The organism is Paraburkholderia sp. BR10937 (genome assembly GCF_040965695.1).
Lineage (GTDB): Bacteria > Pseudomonadota > Gammaproteobacteria > Burkholderiales > Burkholderiaceae > Paraburkholderia.
Window position 1 is genome coordinate 1 of record NZ_JBFRCL010000020.1, and the last position, 17593, is coordinate 17593.

12 protein-coding genes are annotated in these 17593 nt (G+C 68.6%); 7 read left to right on the plus strand and 5 right to left on the minus strand.

Going from position 1 to position 17593, the window contains the following annotated elements; translation table 11 throughout:
* Positions 1 to 183: 183 nt before the first annotated feature.
* From tssA to AB4Y44_RS17870, 5 genes are all read right to left on the minus strand, one after another.
* A complete protein-coding gene (tssA, locus tag AB4Y44_RS17850; RefSeq protein ID WP_368700411.1) occupies positions 184 to 1299 on the minus strand; it encodes a type VI secretion system protein TssA in 1116 nt (371 codons plus the stop codon).
* Positions 1296 to 5237, minus strand: a complete 3942-nt coding sequence (locus AB4Y44_RS17855; RefSeq protein WP_368700412.1) for a type VI secretion system protein — start codon at positions 5235 to 5237, stop codon at positions 1296 to 1298. The genes tssA and AB4Y44_RS17855 overlap by 4 nt, the downstream gene beginning before the upstream one ends.
* The gene (locus AB4Y44_RS17860) at positions 5234 to 6313 is read right to left on the minus strand and encodes a DotU family type IV/VI secretion system protein (RefSeq protein WP_368700413.1); all 1080 of its coding nucleotides are present in this window, start codon (positions 6311 to 6313) and stop codon (positions 5234 to 5236) included. Before AB4Y44_RS17860 ends, AB4Y44_RS17855 begins: the two co-directional genes overlap by 4 nt.
* A complete protein-coding gene (tssK, locus tag AB4Y44_RS17865) occupies positions 6306 to 7673 on the minus strand; it encodes a type VI secretion system baseplate subunit TssK (RefSeq protein WP_342925149.1) in 1368 nt (455 codons plus the stop codon). Before tssK ends, AB4Y44_RS17860 begins: the two co-directional genes overlap by 8 nt.
* 88 nt (positions 7674 to 7761) lie before the next feature.
* On the minus strand, positions 7762 to 8256 hold the full coding sequence (locus AB4Y44_RS17870; RefSeq protein ID WP_342925148.1) for a hypothetical protein: 495 nt from the start codon (positions 8254 to 8256) through the stop codon (positions 7762 to 7764).
* A gap of 548 nt (positions 8257 to 8804) precedes the next feature.
* On the opposite strand from AB4Y44_RS17870, the gene tssB reads away from it, so the two are divergent.
* The 7 genes from tssB to tssH all read left to right on the plus strand — a co-directional run bounded on the left by tssB (position 8805) and on the right by tssH (position 17552).
* Positions 8805 to 9380 carry a type VI secretion system contractile sheath small subunit gene (gene tssB / locus AB4Y44_RS17875; protein WP_342925147.1) on the plus strand — a complete coding sequence of 192 codons (576 nt, stop codon included), beginning with the start codon at positions 8805 to 8807 and terminating at the stop codon, positions 9378 to 9380.
* A gap of 21 nt (positions 9381 to 9401) precedes the next feature.
* Entirely contained in the window at positions 9402 to 10877 is a 1476-nt protein-coding gene (tssC, locus tag AB4Y44_RS17880; protein WP_069267983.1) for a type VI secretion system contractile sheath large subunit, read from the plus strand.
* Between the two features lie 133 nt (positions 10878 to 11010).
* A complete protein-coding gene (locus AB4Y44_RS17885) occupies positions 11011 to 11517 on the plus strand; it encodes an Hcp family type VI secretion system effector (protein ID WP_342925146.1) in 507 nt (168 codons plus the stop codon).
* 12 nt (positions 11518 to 11529) lie between these two features.
* On the plus strand, positions 11530 to 12024 hold the full coding sequence (gene tssE / locus AB4Y44_RS17890) for a type VI secretion system baseplate subunit TssE (protein ID WP_342925145.1): 495 nt from the start codon (positions 11530 to 11532) through the stop codon (positions 12022 to 12024).
* Entirely contained in the window at positions 12008 to 13795 is a 1788-nt protein-coding gene (gene tssF, locus AB4Y44_RS17895; protein ID WP_368700414.1) for a type VI secretion system baseplate subunit TssF, read from the plus strand. The genes tssE and tssF overlap by 17 nt, the downstream gene beginning before the upstream one ends.
* Entirely contained in the window at positions 13759 to 14889 is a 1131-nt protein-coding gene (gene tssG, locus AB4Y44_RS17900) for a type VI secretion system baseplate subunit TssG (RefSeq protein ID WP_342925143.1), read from the plus strand. Before tssF ends, tssG begins: the two co-directional genes overlap by 37 nt.
* Positions 14886 to 17552, plus strand: a complete 2667-nt coding sequence (gene tssH, locus AB4Y44_RS17905; RefSeq protein ID WP_368700415.1) for a type VI secretion system ATPase TssH — start codon at positions 14886 to 14888, stop codon at positions 17550 to 17552. Before tssG ends, tssH begins: the two co-directional genes overlap by 4 nt.
* The last annotated feature ends 41 nt before the right edge of the window (positions 17553 to 17593 follow it).

Consider the following 17593-nt stretch of genomic DNA (forward strand, 5'->3'; position numbering starts at 1 on the left):
TCGCATACAGCCCTCACGCTCCTATCCCAGGCCACCCAGAAAGGCCAAACCCCATTTCCACCTCGCCTACAAACTCGCGTGATGCAATCGGGCTTAAGTTGAGAGCATTGCCCCGCACAGGGGCAACCCAGGCATACCGCCGCGAAAACAAGCATATCCAGTCGGTGTCAACAACAGAAAACGCTAAGTTTCGCCGCCCTCAGGCAACAACCCAAGCGCCGCCCCCAACGCCCTGCCCCGCTCACCGGCCATCAGTTCAGCGAGCAACTCGGGCAACGGCTTCCCACCCCAGTCAAGCGCCCGCTTGAGCATATAAGGCACAGGACTATGCGGCTCATAGCGCATGAGGTACTCGGCAACAATGGCGAGCAACCGGTACGCCTCATCACGCGACTGCGGCGCATCGAGCCTCCTCGGCCCAGCCGGCTCCAGCACCGCACCAACCGCAGCCACCTGACCCGCTGCAGGCTCGACCACCGCCGGCTCCTGAATCGTTGCGACTTCAACCATCGGTACGTCCTCCCACTCGGGATGTGTCGTGAGCCAGTCACGCAGCACACTCTCCATGCGCTCCAGCGTCTCCAGCAGCGCTCCGAACGACGGCGCCTCCGCGCCGAGCCGCTGCGTGCACCACGCATCGAGTTTCGCGATGGGCGCGCGAGCCGCGCGCAGCGCCTGCAACTGATCGCGCAACGCGGCAGGCTCCGCCGCATGCGCGGCCTGAGCCAACGCCTGCGCCACGCGTGCGGCCTCCTCGCGCTTCGCGGCCGGCACATCCTTGCGGTCCTTCACCGCCACCGCCTCGCGCTGCGCGCCCTGCCAGCGCGCAAGCGTCAGCGCTGATCCGTCAGGCCCCGCGCACAACGCGATCCGGCCGCCGAGCAAGGTCGGAAACTGCTGGGCCACCCACGCGAGCGGTGCGGCCCGAAAGCCCAGGTCGCCATCGCGCGGCAACGGATGAATATCGTCCCAATAGCGCACACACAATTCGCTCAGCAAGACGAAGCAATCGGGCAAGGCAACACATCCGTATCGATGCAGCCAGCTCTCGCCCAGCCATGCGGCGAGCGTCAAGTCCTTGCTACGGCGCGCGAGGAGGTCCTCACAGCCCGCTTCGACAGCGGCCCAGTCGGCGACCTTGAGCGTGGTTTGCCAGATGCCCGCGGGCAACGCCGGATCGTCCTCGCGTCGCGCCGCCTTGATCGCGTCGAAGGCGGCGTCGTGCAGCAGCGGGACGCCGGCTGGCGCGGCGCCCGGTATCGGTTGAACGAGTGCTTGGATGTCGAATGCCGGGTTCATCCGCGCCCCGCCTGGGTGCTCGACGGATACGGTCCATAGGTGACCGCAGGCGTGCCGTATGCGCTGTAGCCCGGCGCCGCGTACGGCAGGTCGGGCCACGCGAGCGCCGTTTTCGACGCGCCGGTCATGCCCAGACGCATGAACATGCGCGCGGTTTGCGTGCCGCCGTTGCGGTCGCGCACCGGCACGCTCAGCACCATGCGCGCGTTGCCCGCGCCCGTGCCGGTATCCACGCCGTCGTCCGGCACCGCGTGCAGGCGCACGAGGCGCAATAGCGACCACGTGTCGTTTGCCGCCCATGTCGCCGCTTCGCCGTCGACTGAGAGCGTCGGCTGCGACGCGTCCTGCATGGGCCGCCACGGGCCGTCCTTCGCCCAGCGCAGGCTCAGCGCGGCAGGCTGGCCCGGCGCCCAGCGCAGCGGCGTGCCCGCCGTGGCGGGCCAGGCGAGCGTCTGGCTGCCGCTCGCGAGCGACCACAGGATCACCTGGTCCGCACCGGCTTCGTCGGCGCGATCGATGCGCCAATCCACCGCCACGTCCACGCCCACGAGCGCGCCGTCCGCGCCGCGCGCCACCAGCGCGTCGAGCCAGGGCTTCGCGCGCGCGAGCTTGGCCAGAAACTGCTGCGCGCCCGCTTGCGAGCCGCCGCTCGCCGCCGCGGCGCTCATGCCGCGTTGCGCGTCCGCGAGCTTCGCGTCGAGCAGTGCCACGAACGCCGCCGTCTGGCGCAGGTCGGCGGCCTGCGCGTTCGCATCCGCGGAGAACGGGAAGCGGCCGGCCAGGTAGCGCGCGAAATAGTTGCGCAGCTGTTCGTAGGCCTCGCCGCCGGTGCCGATCTGCAGCCGGTAGCAGCGCTCGCGCGCCGACGAGACGAGCCGCATGCCCGCGCTCGCGACGATGTCGCCCGAGCCCGGCACGTCCACCTGCGCGAGCGAGGCGCTGCACGTGTCGAGATCCATCTTGTCGAGCTGGTTGGAGATGATCGACGGCACCGCCACCAGCGCGCTCGCCGGGCTGCGCGCGCGGTATTGCGCGAGGTCCGCGAAGAGCGCCTTCCAGCGCGCCACGAGCCGCGCGTCCGCGGTGGAAAGCGGCGGGTTCTGTGTGCTCAGCCAGTCGAGCGCACTCGACGCGAGCGTGGCCGTGTCCGCCACCGCGCTCGACTGCGCCGCAAGATAGGTTTGCAGCGCTTCGGGCGTGGCGGCGCCGAATGCGCGCATCGACCCGCCGGCGTTGCCGTTCCACGCCGAAAAGTCGCCGCGCAGCGGCCGGAACGGTTCCAGCGATTGCAACTGCACATCGGTCGAGCGCAGCACATCGAGCGCGACGTCGCTCACGCGCAGCGCAACGGCTTGCGCGAGATCCGCGCGGCCGAGCGAGTCGAACGCTTCCACGAGATCGGTCGCGTTCTTGCGCAGCATGTCGAAGGACGCGCCCTGCGTCTGCGGCGCGTAAGCGACGTTGCGCGCCCCGCCTGCCGATGTTGCCGCTGTCGCAACGGGTGCCGACAGCGCGGCCACCATGCTGTGCACGGTCGCGTTGCCGGCCGCGGCGAGCAGCGCGCCGCGCCACGCTTCGGGCGCCTGAGCGAGAAGTCCGGCGGAGTATTGCTTGTAGGCGGGCAGGATCGCCAGTGCGCGCTGCGCCGAGTCGGAATCCACGCCGCGAATTTCGGCCGTCGCGCTGCCCTCGCCCGCGACGAACGACTGGCCGAGCAACGTGCGCAACGCGTCGCGCAGCGGCAGCAAGTCTGGCGCCAGCTGCAGCCCTGTGGTGGGATTCGAGGCCAGCACCCCAGGCAGATTCCCGCTTGCGAGCCAGCGCGCCGCGAACGCGCTTTGTTCGCTCTGTTCGTGCTCCAGCACGCTCGCCACCGGCGTCGCGCCGATCAGGCGCAGCCCCTTTGCCGTGTCGAAGGTCGCCGTGAGCCCCGGCACGAGTTCCTGGCCATGTGTGCCCGCCCAGCCGTGGTCCGCGGTATCGACCTGGGTTGCGAGCGTGTCGATGCGCGTGGCCAGCTCGGAGAGCGAGGCGGTGGTCGGCACGGCGCCGGGCGCCTTGAGATCGGCGAGCATGGCCTGGATTTGCGCGGCGTTCGTCGTGAGCGAGGAGTCCTGATAAATGTCGTCGAACCAGCGATCGAAGGTCTCCTCGAAGCACACGCTCGCCCGCGCGTGCGCGGCGCGCGCCTCGGTGCCGTCGAACGACAGTTCGCCGCCTTCCACTGCCGTCGCGCGTATGGCGTCGTCCAGCCCCCCACGGTCGGCCACATGATCGGGCGAAAAACTCACGCCCACTGCGCCGCGCATGAGTTGCGCAAGCATGACGGTGTTGCCGGAATCGCGTTCCACCAGTTCGTTGTAGTTCGTGATCAGCCGCTCGGTCTGCGCCGCGTTCGTGACGAGCCGTGTGCCCTGCGTGTACTCGGGCAGGTCCTGGGGACGCCGTGCGGCGGCCGCGAGGCTCGCGTTGTCGCCCGACTCGTTGGCGCCGTCGCAGTTCAGTTCGGCGAGCCGGCTTACGAGCCGCGCGCGCAGCGGCGAGAACACGAGCCCGCTCAGCACGTGGTATTGCGCGTCGTCGAGCCGGCGGTGCAGGCCGAAATACGACAGCGGCATGAACGGCGTGGCGAGTTGCCAGCGCGGCACCTTGACGAAGGCGTTCGCGGCGCTGCCCAGCGCATTCGCCGCCGCCGTTTCGCTGCTGCTCGCGCCCGCTTCGTGCCAGGCGACGCTCGCGAGCGCGAGCGCGTCGTAGCTGCTCGCCAGTGCACGCGCGTCGCTGCGCACGTGCCAGGTCGTGACTCCGAGGCCCACGCACCAGCACACGCCCAACGCGATCGCTGCGAACGTCGCGATACGGTAGCGTCGCATGCGCAGCGCGAGCACGCGGGGAATGGCGAGTGCGAGTCCCTGCCCCGGCATCAGCAGGTCGTGCCAGAGACGCGACGCGAAGGCCGGCGCGGCCGCGGCGCGCGCCTCGCTGCGCGCCGCGTTCGTGATGGCGGGCTCCTCGCGCTCCTGCGCTTGCGGCATCGCTCCGACGCACCAGATGCCGCGCATGAGCGGCGCGGTGCCGTCCGCGGCGCCGCGCAAGGTGGGCTCGATGTGCTCGCGCAACGGCTCGCGCAGGGTGTCGATGCGCTGCGGCAACAGGAACACGTCGCCGTCCAGCGCACCGTCGAGCGTGCCCATTTCGGTGACCGTCGCCGCGAGCGCGCGGCTCATGGCGGCGAAGGCCTCGTCTACCCACGCGGGTTCGAAGGCGCGCCGCGGCGCATACGGCGAGGCCCAGCCCAGCGGCGTTTCGATGCGGGCGCGGCGCAGACGGGCCGCGAGCGCATCGAAGCCCGGCAGCGCGTCGCAGCCCGTCACCACCACATAGAGCGGCAGCATCTGCCCCAGTTGACGCTGCAGCGCGAGCACTGTGCGCGAAGCTTCGAGCGCAGCGTCGGTGTCCGCGCGCGCGGTTCCGTTTTCGTCGACGAGCGTATCGAGCGCGATCACCCACACGAGCGCGTCGAGCGGGCGGCCCGGCCGGTTGCGCAGCAGGCCGCGCAGCAAGCGCCCGCCAGTCGAGCCGCGCCGGCGCTCGGCGGCCGCGCGCGCGCCGAGCGAGTCGCCGGGCTCCGCGATCAGGATGCCTTCGGCGTCGTGCCAGAGCCTGCCGAACCACGCCGGCTCGCCAACGGGCGAGAGACGCCAGCTGAGCGCCAGCGCGTCGAGCGCCGCCGGTGCGCCCGTGGCCAGCACGCGCGGCACCGAGTACGGATCGCGCACGCCCATCGCGTTGTGCGCCGTGCGCATCATGGCGGAGAAGTTGCGCAGCGGCCGGCGTTCGTCGCGCCCGCGCAGCCAGCGCACGACGAGCACGGCCGCGAGCCCCACGATCAACAGCGCGATGAGGACGATCAGGACGACTACGAGTGTGGTCGTCATGGCCGTGCTCCGCGTGGCGTGGCGTCCGGGCTGTCTTCGCTCTCTTCGCTCACTTCGCCGGCTTCGTCGGCGTGCTGCGCGCTCACCGTGACGATGCGCCGTGCCGCGAGCGCGAGCGTGGCGGGCGGCGCGGTGGCGACCGTCGGCCCCGCGGGGACGTCCTGAGTCCGCGGCATCGCCTGCACATCGGCGGGCTGCGGCGCTGGCCGCATTCTGCGCACCGTGCGTGCGCGCGGCAGCACCATGCCCGTGGTGCTCGTATGGCTCGCCTGCGCGGGACGCCCTTGCGCGATCGACACCGTCTCGAACTGTTCGAGCGAAGGCCGCACGGGCGCCGTCGCGTAGAGCCACAGCAGCTGCGAGATGCCGAGCAGCACCGCGAATCCGCCGCCCACGAACAGCGCGAGGCGTGCGCGGTCTGGAAACATCTGCGTGAGCGGACGGGTTTCGCGCGGCGCCAGCGCGGCGCGTTCGAGTGGCGCGCCAAGCCGGTCGGGCTCGGGGTCACGCTGCATGGCGAAGGCGAACAGCGCGTGGCGCAGCTGGTCGTGACGCAAGGCGCCCGCCTCGCCGCGCAGGCGGCCTCGAAAGCCGAGCGTGAGGCAGGCGAGATACACGTTGGCGAGATCGCGCTGCGCCGGATCGCGTTGCGCGAGCAAGGTTTCGATGGCAGCCGGAATGCGCTCGCCCGCCGCGCGCGTACCGAAAATGCGCGCTTCGAGCGGATACGTTTCCCACGCGCTCGCGCCATTCCACGCCGAGAACAGCAGCAATTCGTCGAGCAGCGCGACATAGGCGTACTGCGCGGCGGCGATGTCCGCTTCGCCCGCCGCGCCGGTCCAGGCCATCGCGTCACGCGCGAGCTTGCGTGTGGCCGACTGCAGCTGGGTGGCGAGCGCGTCGGCATCGCGCTGGGGATCGGCGGGCGTCTCTGCGCTCACGGCGTTCGCCGCACTGGCTGCATTCGCCGCCTGCGCGACCGCGCGCAGGCGCGCGTTCTCCGCGAACGCGAACGCCACGACGAACGCGCGCATGAGCGGCAGGCGCTCGTCACTCGGGTCGCTGGTATCAAGCATGATCGGCTCCCCCCGGGCGTGCGTCGTCGGCGGCATCGCCCGTGGGCGTGAAGAGTTGCACGGCCCAGGGCGCGCGGCCCGGCACGGTCGTGCGGACCTCGATGCACAACGGCTGCGCGCGGTCGAACCACGCATCCTCCACGGCTACCGCGAAGAGCGTCGTGTCGTCGCCCGTCGCGTAGGCCGCGCGCTCCTCGCGCGCGAGCCGCCGGCGCGCGAGGCCGCGCATGCGCTGGCGCGCGAGCGTGGGCACGTAGGGCCGCGACGCGACGACGGCATGATCGAGCCACACGCTCGCGTCGTGCTCGCCCGCGTCGGGCGGCATGCGCAAACCGATCACGAGTTCGCGCGCCACGTTGCCGCCGCTTTCGAACGGCGGCGCGATCCAGAAGCTGCCGCCCTCCTCGGTGAACGCGCGCACGCGATACCCCTGGCGGATCGTCGCGAGTGCTTCGTCCGCCCACGCGAGCAGCGGATCGAAGGACGCGAGCAGCGCCATGTAATCGAACGTCGCGAAGGCGGGCACGCCACGCGCGGGACGCAGCGCCGCGAGCGCGCCCGTCATGCCCGCAACGGCGCGATACAGTTCGGCGGGATGCGCGATGCCGGTGACGAGCGTCGCTTCCACTTCGGGCAGGCGGCTCCAGAGCGCGCAAAGCTGGCGCTCGATCTGGACGGAATCGTCGCGCTCTTCCGCGCGTTGCGCCGCCTGCAGACGCCCCGCCAGGAACACGCATTTTTCGCGCACGCGCAGCAGCAGCTGCATCACACGTTGACCGAGCACCGAGTCGGCGCGCACGAACGGACAAGGCGGCGCATAGTCCGCAATCGCCACGCCGCCGCCCTGCTGCCGCACGCGCATGAGCGGCAAGCGGTCGAATTCGTGACGGCCGAGGTCCGTCATGAGATGCAGGCGCGGCGTCCATGTCGTGATCGAAGCGGGCTCGCCGCCCGAGACGAGATCGGGAACGTCGGGACTCTCGCGCTGGGTGTAGCGCCCGGCCTGCGGATCGAGTTGCCCGCCGCGATACAGCGGCGGCACCGCGAGATAGATCGTGACCTCTTCGTCCGGCGCGCTGAACGCGTGGCTCACGTCGATCTCCAGCACGGGATCGTGCGGTGTGTGGCGGATCGCGAGGCCGTCGGCCAGGATCGCCTCCAGCGCGCTGATGCGCACGAGCCCCTGGGCGAGTCCGGCGGCGTCGTGCTCCAGCGAGAGCACGCCCCAGTAGTGCGCGCGCGCGGCGCCGGCGAGCAACGCGGCATGCCCCGCCGCGTGCAGCGCCTGGGTCTGGAAATGCTGCGGCAGCAAGGGCATGCCGTCGAACCAGCAGACCGGATCGGGAAACGAAGTTCGCATGATGTGTTTGCTTTCTATTGCTAAACGTTTCGTCGCTCAGTGTTGCCGCGCCGCTCTATGACACCGTGGCGTCACACGGTCTCGTTGCTCAATGCGCCGCCTGCACGCTCAGATCCTGGTCGCCGAGCAGCAGCAGCGCGTGAGCGGGCCCCGTGTCGAGCCTCACGCGGTGCGCGCCCGGTGTCTGGTAGTCGGCAAACACCACCACGCCTGCGCCCCGCTTGCCGCCAAACGGAAACGGTGCCGCCGCGATCTGCTGGCCCGGCACGACTTCGAACGACACGATCGTGAGGTCCTCGGGATGATCGCGGCGCCATTGATCGCGCTGCGCGAACCACTTCGCCGAAGGCAGGCCGAGCAATGCATCGAGCAGTTGCTGATTACGCACGAGCACGGCGTCCACGGCGATGGGCGTGTCCTGATTCGCTTGAGTGGAAACGGCAATGGCCAGGGTATCTACCTGTACCTTGGGCAGCGACGAACACGCCGCGAGCACCTGCGCGAGCGCGAACGCCAGCGCGGCGGCACGCCAGCCGTACGGCTTCGCGGCGCGCGACGCGCCGGCGAATAACGTGGTGATCACTGCGCAATCCCCATTGTGTGCGTCGCCTCTTGTCCGCGATGCCTCCTGCCCGCGCGCAGGAGAGTCCATGCTAGTTCGTATTTCTAATCAAGACGCATGTTCTGCTGCGCAAGCTGTTTCGCGCGTAGTCTACAAGCGCCCCACACAACATTGCAATAACGATTTTCTACTCGATCAATTCAAAAACAATTCGTAAATAAACCTGAAAGGAAATGAATCTATGCGCCGTAAATATACTTTGAAATTCCCCGTTTACTGTCCTAAAGTCGTGACCGTCTATCTTCACGACGTGCGCGACGAAGGACAAGGTGAAGCCGCACGCAGCGCGAACGCTTGACGCCGTGAATGCTCTCGTCTGACGAATCCGGGGCATGCTTTAGCTGTGTTTTTTCTGAAGGACCGGGAATGCGCCTGGCAATCGTTTAATTACGTTTTGCGGGGCATTGTCGTCTTAAAGAAAACGCATCATGAAAAGGGCAGATTGACGACAACCGCGCATCTCTCCCGTAACACAATGCAATAGAAGAACGACCGCCACCGAGGTGACCATGGCCGACAGTACCCAGCACTGGTTCGAACGGAACCGACCGCCGCGTGTCCAGATCACGTACGACGTCGAAACGGGCAATGCCATCGAAAAGCGCGAGCTGCCGCTCGTCGTGGGCATTCTTGCCGACCTGTCCGGCAAGCCTGTCGAGCCGTTGCCGAAAATGACGGAGCGCCGCTTCGTCGACATCGACCGCGACAATTTCAACGACGTGATGAAGTCGATCGGGCCGCGCGCGACGCTGCAGGTCGACAACACGCTCGCCGCCGACGGCAGCAAGATCAACGTCGAGCTGAAGTTCGAGCACATCGACGACTTCGATCCTGTGAGCATCGTCCAGCAGATCGGCCCGCTCAAACAGCTCTACGATGCGCGGCTGCGCCTGCGCGACCTCCTCACCAAGCTCGACGGCAACGACGAACTGGACAAGCTGCTCCAGGAAGTGGTGCATGACCCGAAGGGGCTGAGCGAAATCCGTTCGGCGCACCCGCAGGACACGCCGACAGCGCAGCTGCCGCCGCCCGCGGGCGACGCCGCTGCACCCGCCAGCCCTTCCAGTGACACGCCGGCCAGCTAAGCCCAACGCGAGGAGACGATCATGTCCGACATTCAGGCCGCCGCGACCGCGCAGGCGGGTACGGTCACGCTGCTCGACCGCATCGTGCACGAAGGACGCATGGCGCAATACGAGGAGCAGCAGCAGCACGCGCGCGAGCTGCTCGCCGAGTTCGCGCTGCAGGTGCTCGACAAGAACATGACCATCAGCCGCGACACCGTGGCGATGATCAACGATCACATCCGCAAGATCGACGAGCTGATCAGCGAGCAGCTCAACGAAGTGCTGCATCACCCCGACATGCAGGCGCTGGAGTCGTCGTGGCGTGGGCTGCACTTTCTCGTGAAGGGCTCCGAAACGGGCACGCGCCTGAAACTGCGCCTCCTGAACGCTTCGAAGAAAGACCTGCAAAACGATCTCGAGAAGGCCATCGACGTCGACACGAGCGCGCTCTTCAAGAAGATCTACGAAGAGGAATACGGCACGTTCGGTGGTTTTCCGTTCAGCGTACTGGTGGGCGACTACTACTTCACGCGCCAGACGCCCGACGTGAGCCTGCTCGAAAAACTCGCCTCGGTGGCCGCGGCTGCACACGCGCCGTTCATTTCGGCGGCGCACCCGCAACTGTTCGACATGTCGAGCTTCACGGAGCTGGGCGTGCCGCGCGATCTCTCCAAGGTCTTCGAGACGATCGACATGGCCCGCTGGCGCGAATTCCGCAAGAGCGAAGACTCGCGCTATGTCGCACTGACGCTCCCGCACATCCTGATGCGGCGTCCTTATCATCCGGACAGCAATCCGGTAGAGGGCATGAACTTCTTCGAGGATGTCGACGGCACCGACCACTCGAAATATCTGTGGGGCAACTCCGCCTACGCGCTGGCGCAGCGCATCACCAACGCGTTCGCACAATACAGCTGGTGCGCCGCGATTCGCGGCGTGGAAGGCGGCGGCGCGGTCGAGCGCTTGCCGGACCATATCTTCCAGACGGCTTCGGGCGACAAGGCCATGAAGTGCCCGACGGAAGTGGCGATCACCGACCGGCGCGAAAAGGAACTCGACTCGCTCGGCTTCATCGCGCTCGTGCACAAGAAGAACGAAGGGCTCGCGGTGTTCTTCGGCGGCCAGACGGCCTGCAAGCCGGCGCTCTACAACACGCCCGAGGCCACCGCGAACGCGCGCATTTCGGCCATGCTGCCGTATATCCTCGCGGCGTCGCGCTTTGCGCACTATATCAAGGCGATCATGCGCGACAAGGTCGGCAGCTTCATGACGCGCGATAACGTGCGCGCCTATCTCAACACGTGGATTGCCGACTACGTGCTCGTGAACGACAACGCGCCGCAGGAAATCAAGGCCCAGTATCCGCTGCGCGAGGCGCGCGTGGACGTGACAGATGTGCCGGGCAAGCCCGGCGCGTATCGCGCGACGGTGTTCCTGCGGCCGCACTTCCAGCTCGAGGAACTCACTGCCTCGATCCGGCTCGTGGCGACGCTGCCGCCGCCGGCAGCCGCCTGATCCACCCGCAGAAGAAAGCGATTCGATGAACAAACGACGGCCAGGCGGCGCGTGAGCGCCCCTGGTCCCTGAACGCGCCTGGCGCCGCGCACGCGGCCCGCGCGGTTCTCTACTGCTTCGGGAGCAGCAAACCATGGATTCGATCATTCTCGACCTGGGCAGCGACATCAAAGGCGAGTGCACGCTCGAAGGCTATGCCGACAAGATCGAGTTGATGTCGTACAGCCACAACGTAGCGATGCAGGTCACCAACGACGTCAGCAACTCGGAGCGCACGTCGGGCAAACCCCATCTCGGCGAATTCACCGTGACGAAGTTCGTCGACGTCGCCACGCCCACGCTCAACGAATATTGCTGCTCCGGCAAGGCCATTGCGAGCGCGACCATCGTGGTGGGCCGCAACGCCGCCGAAAGCGACGGCAAGATCATGCCGTTCATCACCTATACGCTGAACAATGTCGTGCTGAGCAACGTGAGCGTGTCGGGCGGCGCGGGTGGCAAGCCCGTGGAAACCCTCTCGCTGAACTTCACGAAGATCAAGTGGGAACTCACCGCGCAGAAGGACGACGCCACCAAGGAAGGCACGGCGGCCACGACGTGGGACCTGGCCGCGAACAAGGTCGTGAAGGCGGCAGCCTAGCGCGCACCGCCTATGGCGAACGACCGCGCCTTCATCGCGATCGCGCCCATGCCGCTCTTCGAGCGGCTGGCCGACGACGCGCCCTTCGACGCGCACGAGTCCGTCGACGAACTCGCCGCGCGCACACTGGACGCGGCCGGCTTGCGCGCGTCGGTGCGCGCCGAGTTGCTGCGCCTTCTCAACACGCGCCGCGGCACGCCCCGCCTGCCGCGCGCGCCGGACGTCCTGCTCTACGGCCTGCCCGACTGGAGCGGCCAAAGCGCGGCCCGCGCGGAAGATCGGGCGGTGATCGAGCGTGAAGTGGCCGAGGCGATCCGCGCCTTCGAGCCGCGCCTTCGCAACCCGCGCGTGAAAATCGAAGCGGACGCCGCCGCGCCATGGCGGCTGTGCCTGCGCATTCGGGGAACGCTGCGCGGCAGCGACGGCGTGGAGCACGTCGTCACCTACGTCGCCGGGCAGGACGGCGAAACGCAGTCCATCGGGATCGTCGATGAACGACTCGCTTGATGCGCAACTGCTCGACTACTACCAGCGCGAGCTGACTTATCTGCGCCGCGCGAGCGAAGGCTTCGCGCAGCGTTATCCAAAGATCGCCCGGCGGCTCGAACTCGGCCCTGGCGAGAGCGCCGACCCGAACGTCGAACGCCTGATCGAAAGCTTCGCCGTGCTAACCGCCCGCATCCAGCGCACGCTCGACGACGAATACACCACGCTCACGGACGGCCTTCTCGAACAGTTCTATCCCTACGCGTCGCGGCCCGTGCCCTCCATGACGATCGTGCAGTTCGAGCCGGACTCCACGCAAGGCAGCATCGCCGCGGGGTATCGCGTGCCGCGCGATACCCCCCTCATGCACGTGGACGCGAGCGGCGCGACGATCCAATGGCGCACGTGCAGCGACGTCACGCTCTGGCCGATCACCCTCGCCGCCGCCCAGTTGCTCGACGCCGAGGAAGCCCAGGCGCTCACCGGCAACGCGTCGCTGCAATCGGCGCTGCGGCTCACGCTGCGGGGCATCGGTCCGCACAAGCTGGGCGCGCTGCCGATCGAGCGCCTGCGCGTGCGCCTCACGGCGTCGCCCGTCACCTCCGCCGCGCTCTACGACCTGCTCGGCGCACACAGCGCCGCCACCTGGCTGCAGATGCCAGACGGTACCTTGCGCGCGCAACGCGGCCTGCCCTCCCCTGTTGGCTTCGACGAGGAAGACGCGCTGCTGCCGCTCGAAGACGGCGCGCATCCGGCCTGCCGTCTGCTGGTCGAGTACTTCGCCTTTCCCGAGAAGTTCGCGTTCTTCGATCTGCCGTTCAAGCCGCCTGCCGATGCGCTCGACAGCCTCGATCTCGTGATCGGTTTCACGGCGGCCCCCCGCGGGCGCTTCACGTTGCACACGCAGGATATCCAGCTCGGCTGCGCGAGCGCGCTCAATCTGTTCGCGCGCACCTCCGAACCGTTGCGACCCGACGGCACGGCGCGCGAAATGCGCGTGAGTCCCGACGCGCATCGCGAATCGAGCACCGAGATCTACGCCGTGCGCAACGTGCGCGCCGTGGCTGGCCGCACGGTGACGGACGTGCCGCCCTGGTATGGCTCGATGCATGGCGCGGATTCGGCTGTGTACTGGTACGCGCGGCGCGTGAGCGGGCTGCACCCGTCGCGTCCCGGCAGCGACGTCATGCTCACATTCGTCGATACGCGCTTCAATCCCTCTGCGCCCGCGGCGCGTACGCTCACTGCGGATCTGCTGTGCACCAATCGTCATCTGGCCCACCGGCTCGCGCCGGGCGCCGCGCTGTCGTTCGAGGTGCCGGGCCCGGTGGCGAGCGTGCGCATTGCGCATCGGCCTACGCCGCAGATCGTGGCCGCGCTCGACGGCACGTCGCGCTGGCGTCTCGTGTCGCAGCTCGTCCTCAATCACACGTCGATCGTGGAAGGCCCGCAGGCGCTGCAGTCGCTGCGTGAAATGCTCATGCTCCACAATCTCGGCGCGCATGCCCCGTCGCAGCGCCAGATCGCGGGGCTCGTGGCCGTGTCGAGCGAACCGATCGTCGCGCATGTCGGGACGGACCGCTGGCGCGGCTGGCGCAACGGGCTCGGCGTGCGGATCGAACTCGACGAAGCGAGCTTCGTGGGCGCGAGCACCGTGCTCTTTTCCGGCGTGCTCGCGCAATTCTTCTCGCTCTATGCGAGCGTCAACCGTTTCGTACAGACCTCGCTCGTGCGCGACGGTCGGGAGATCCGCACATGGCGGCCGACGATGGGCAGCCCGCTCGTTCTCTGACGCAGCGGCTCTTCGACGAACCGCACGCGTTCGAATTCACGCAGGCCGTACGCCTGCTCGAGTTGTTGCAGCCGCATGCGCAGCCGCTCGGCACCGGGCTCGACCCCAGCCAGGAAGCGCTCGCGTTGAGCGGCAATCTGTCTCCCGCGTTTCCGGCGAGCGCGCTCGGGCCTTTACGGCGCGGCTTGCCGCGCTCGCTCGCGTTTGCGCCTCAGCCGGGCGAAGAAGCATACGGACAATCCGGACATGCGGGAACGCCCCAGCTCCAGGTCAACGCGTTCGCGCTGGGCGGCCCGAACGGTCCCCTGCCCGGCGCATGGCAGGAATGGCTGCAGGACCGTCTGCGCCGCAAGGACCGCTCGGCGGCGGCGTTTCTCGACATCTTCCAGCATCGGCTGCTGGCGCTGCTCTACCGCGCACAGCGCAAGTACCGCAGCGCCGAGCCGCTGCCCGCCACGGCGCAGCGCTCAGCCGATGTCGTGCTGCGCGCGCTCACGGGCAACGCCTCGCTGAATTCACGCAACCCGTACAACCGCGCGGCACAGGAAACGGCAACGCCGCCCGAGCCGCTCGACCTGCGCGCCGTGCTGGCGCGCGCGGGCCTCTTCGCGAACCGCCGCCGCTCGCTCGCGGGCTTCGACGTCATGGTGCTCCATCATTTCCGCGTCCACGTTCGTTCCACGCCGTTCGCGGGCGGCTGGCGCACGCTGCCCCCGGCGAGCCGCACGGCGATCGGCTCCGGCGGGCGCAACCGGCGACTCGGCCAGAATGCCGTTGCGGGCACGAGGATCTGGGACGAACACCAGGGCATACGCGTGCGGCTGGGGCCGCTCAGGCGTGCGCAGTACGAAGCCTTCCTGCCGGGCGCGCCCGCTCACGAAGCGCTGCAAACGCTCGCCGCCGCATGGTTCGGCGCCGAACTCAAGGTGCATCTCGAGCTGCAACTCGCCGCGGGCGAACTGCCGCGCGCGCGCCTCTCGCGGCACGCGCCGCAGAGGCTCGGCTGGACCGCGTGGGCCGGCGCGGCGGAATCGGCGCCCGCGCGCCTCACGTGCCTTGCACCCGACGACGCGCAGGGGCGTACCGGGCCGTGACGCTCGATCTCAAGACGCTCGTTGCGCTCCTCGAGCGCGAGCCGCGCGAAGCCCTCGAACGCGCCGCGCAGCAATGCCTGCGCGAAACACATTTCGTGGTCGAAATCGAGCACTGGCTGCTCGCGCTCGCCGAACCCGAGGGCGGCGATTTCGCGTGCGTGCTGCCGCACTTCGGCGTGGATCGCGCCGCGCTCAGCGCCGAGATCCGCATGGCGATCGCGCGCTTCAAGCGCGGCAACACGGGCATGCCGTCGTTCTCTCCGGACCTGCTCGTGTGGCTCCAGGACGCCCTCGTGCAATCCACCGTCGTGCTTCAGCAGCCGCGCGTGCGTGCAGCGACACTGCTCATCGCCCTGCTCGAAAACGATGCGCTGCGCGCACGCGTCGTGCATGGGGCGCCCATGCTGCTTCGCGTGGCGAGCGCCGCGCTGCGCGCCAATTTCACCGTCTGGCTCGCGCCCATCGAAGCGGCGGCGCCGCTCGCGTCGACATCGCAGATCGCACCGCTCGAAGCGGCCATCGACGACAACGCGAGCGTTCCCGCGCTGACCGGTGCGCTTGAGCCCGCTGCACCAGCGCCCGCCCTGCTCGACCAATACACGCTCGACCTCACCGCCGAAGCGCGGGCCGGACGCATCGACCCGATCGTCGGACGCAATGCGGAGATTCGCCAGACGCTCGACATCCTGTTGCGGCGGCGGCAGAACAACCCCCTGCTCGTGGGCGCGCCGGGCGTGGGCAAGACGGCCGTGGTCGAAGGACTCGCGCTGCGCATCGCGGCGGGCGACGTGCCGCCGCCGCTTGCCGAGGTCTCGCTGCGCATGCTGGATCTCGCGCTGCTGCAGGCGGGCGCGGGGTTGAAAGGCGAGTTCGAGCGGCGCCTGCGCGCGGTGATCGACGAAGCGCGGCACTCGCCGCGACCGGTGGTGCTCTTCATCGACGAAGCCCATACGATGATCGGCGCGGGCGGCGCGGAAGGCGGCAGCGACGCCGCGAACCTGCTCAAGCCCGCCCTTGCGCGCGGCGAACTGCGCACCATCGCGGCCACCACGTGGCTCGAATACAAGAAGTACTTCGAGCGCGACCCCGCGCTCGCGCGGCGCTTCCAGCTCGTGCAGATCGAAGCGCCCGACGAGCCGACGGCGATCGCCATGCTGCGCGCGCTGGCGCAGAAATTCGAGGCGCACCACAACGTGACGATCCTCGACGCCGCCATCGTCGATGCGGTGAAACTCTCGCATCGGTACATCTCCGCGCGCCAGTTGCCCGACAAGGCGATTGCCGTGCTCGACACCGCGTGCGCGCGCGTGGCGCTGGCGCAGCACGACACGCCGCCGCAACTCGAAGCGGCCAGGCACCGGCAGCGCGCGCTCGACGACGAACTGCTACGCCTGCGCACGGAAACGGTGCTCGGCGCGAATCACACGCAGCGCCTCGCCGCACTCGAAGCCGAACATGCGCACAACGCCACGCTCGTCGAGACGCTGGAGGCGCGCTGGCGTGACGAGGCGGCTACCGTGCGCGAGATTCTCGCGGTACGCGCGCGCCTGGCCGCCCTCGACGCGGCGCCTCGCGATGTCTTCAACGACGGCGCGCAGGAATCGCCAGATAGCGCGGACGCAAGCGAGAACGAAAACGAGAACAGCGAGGCCGCCGACCCGCGCGAAGACCTCGCCGCCGAACTGGCGCGTCTCGAAAGCGGCCTCGAAGCTATTCGCGACGACGACCCCATGGTGCCGGTCTGCGTGGACTCGAAGACCATCGCCGCCGTGATCGCAAGCTGGACCGGCATTCCCGTGGGCAAGATGCTCGCCGATGAGGCCCACGCCGTGCGCACGCTCAAGGGCCGTCTCGCGCAGCGCATCGTGGGGCAAGACGCAGCGCTCGACCGCATCGCCAAGCGCATCCAGGCGTGGCGCGCGGGACTCGCCGACCCGTTGCGCCCGGTAGGCGTGTTCCTGCTCGTGGGGCCGACTGGCGTGGGCAAGACCGAGACGGCCTACGCGCTTGCGGATGCGCTCTACGGCGGCGAGCGCAATCTCATCGTCATCGACCTGGCCGCGTATCAGGAAGCGCACGCGGTCTCGCAGTTGCGCGGCGCGCCGCCGGGCTATGTGGGCTATGCGAGCGGCGGCCAGCTCACCGAGGCGGTGCGCAGGCGCCCTTATAGCGTCGTCTTGCTCGACGAGATCGAAAAAGCGCATGTCGACGTGCTCGAAGCGTTCTACAACGTCTTCGACAAGGGCGTGATGGAGGACGGCACCGGGCTCGTGGTGGACTTTCGCAACACGGTGATTCTCGCCACCAGCAACGTGGGCGCCGAGCTGCTACTCAATACGCCCGCAGCGACGCTTGCCACCGACGCCTTCGCGCGGCGGCTCCACGAAGAACTGCTGCACGCGTTTCGCCCGGCGTTTCTCGCGCGCATGACCGCCGTGCCTTACGCGACGCTCGACGACACGGTGCTGCGCGCCATCATCGAAAAGAAGCTCGAACAACTGCGCATGCGCTACCGCGACGCCACGGGCAAGCAGTTCGCCTTCGACAGCAGGATCATCGACGCCGTGCTCGCGCGCTGCCGCGCCGCGGGCGGTGCGCGTGAGATCGACAACGTGCTCATGAACGAGCTGGTCGGCACGCTCGCGCAGTGGGCGCTCGAATGACGATGCACGGGACCCGCCACACCGCATTCCACTCGACACAA

What these genes read in the sequence shown, in the direction of transcription:
- tssA (WP_368700411.1), bottom strand. Translation starts at nt 1,299, where the DNA reads ATGAACCCGGCATTCGACATCCAAGCACTCGTTCAACCGATACCGGGC.
- AB4Y44_RS17855 (WP_368700412.1), bottom strand. Translation starts at nt 5,237, where the DNA reads ATGACGACCACACTCGTAGTCGTCCTGATCGTCCTCATCGCGCTGTTG.
- AB4Y44_RS17860 (WP_368700413.1), bottom strand. Translation starts at nt 6,313, where the DNA reads ATGCTTGATACCAGCGACCCGAGTGACGAGCGCCTGCCGCTCATGCGC.
- tssK (WP_342925149.1), bottom strand. Translation starts at nt 7,673, where the DNA reads ATGCGAACTTCGTTTCCCGATCCGGTCTGCTGGTTCGACGGCATGCCC.
- tssB (WP_342925147.1), top strand. Translation starts at nt 8,805, where the DNA reads ATGGCCGACAGTACCCAGCACTGGTTCGAACGGAACCGACCGCCGCGT.
- tssC (WP_069267983.1), top strand. Translation starts at nt 9,402, where the DNA reads ATGTCCGACATTCAGGCCGCCGCGACCGCGCAGGCGGGTACGGTCACG.
- AB4Y44_RS17885 (WP_342925146.1), top strand. Translation starts at nt 11,011, where the DNA reads ATGGATTCGATCATTCTCGACCTGGGCAGCGACATCAAAGGCGAGTGC.
- tssE (WP_342925145.1), top strand. Translation starts at nt 11,530, where the DNA reads ATGGCGAACGACCGCGCCTTCATCGCGATCGCGCCCATGCCGCTCTTC.
- tssF (WP_368700414.1), top strand. Translation starts at nt 12,008, where the DNA reads ATGAACGACTCGCTTGATGCGCAACTGCTCGACTACTACCAGCGCGAG.
- tssG (WP_342925143.1), top strand. Translation starts at nt 13,759, where the DNA reads ATGGCGGCCGACGATGGGCAGCCCGCTCGTTCTCTGACGCAGCGGCTC.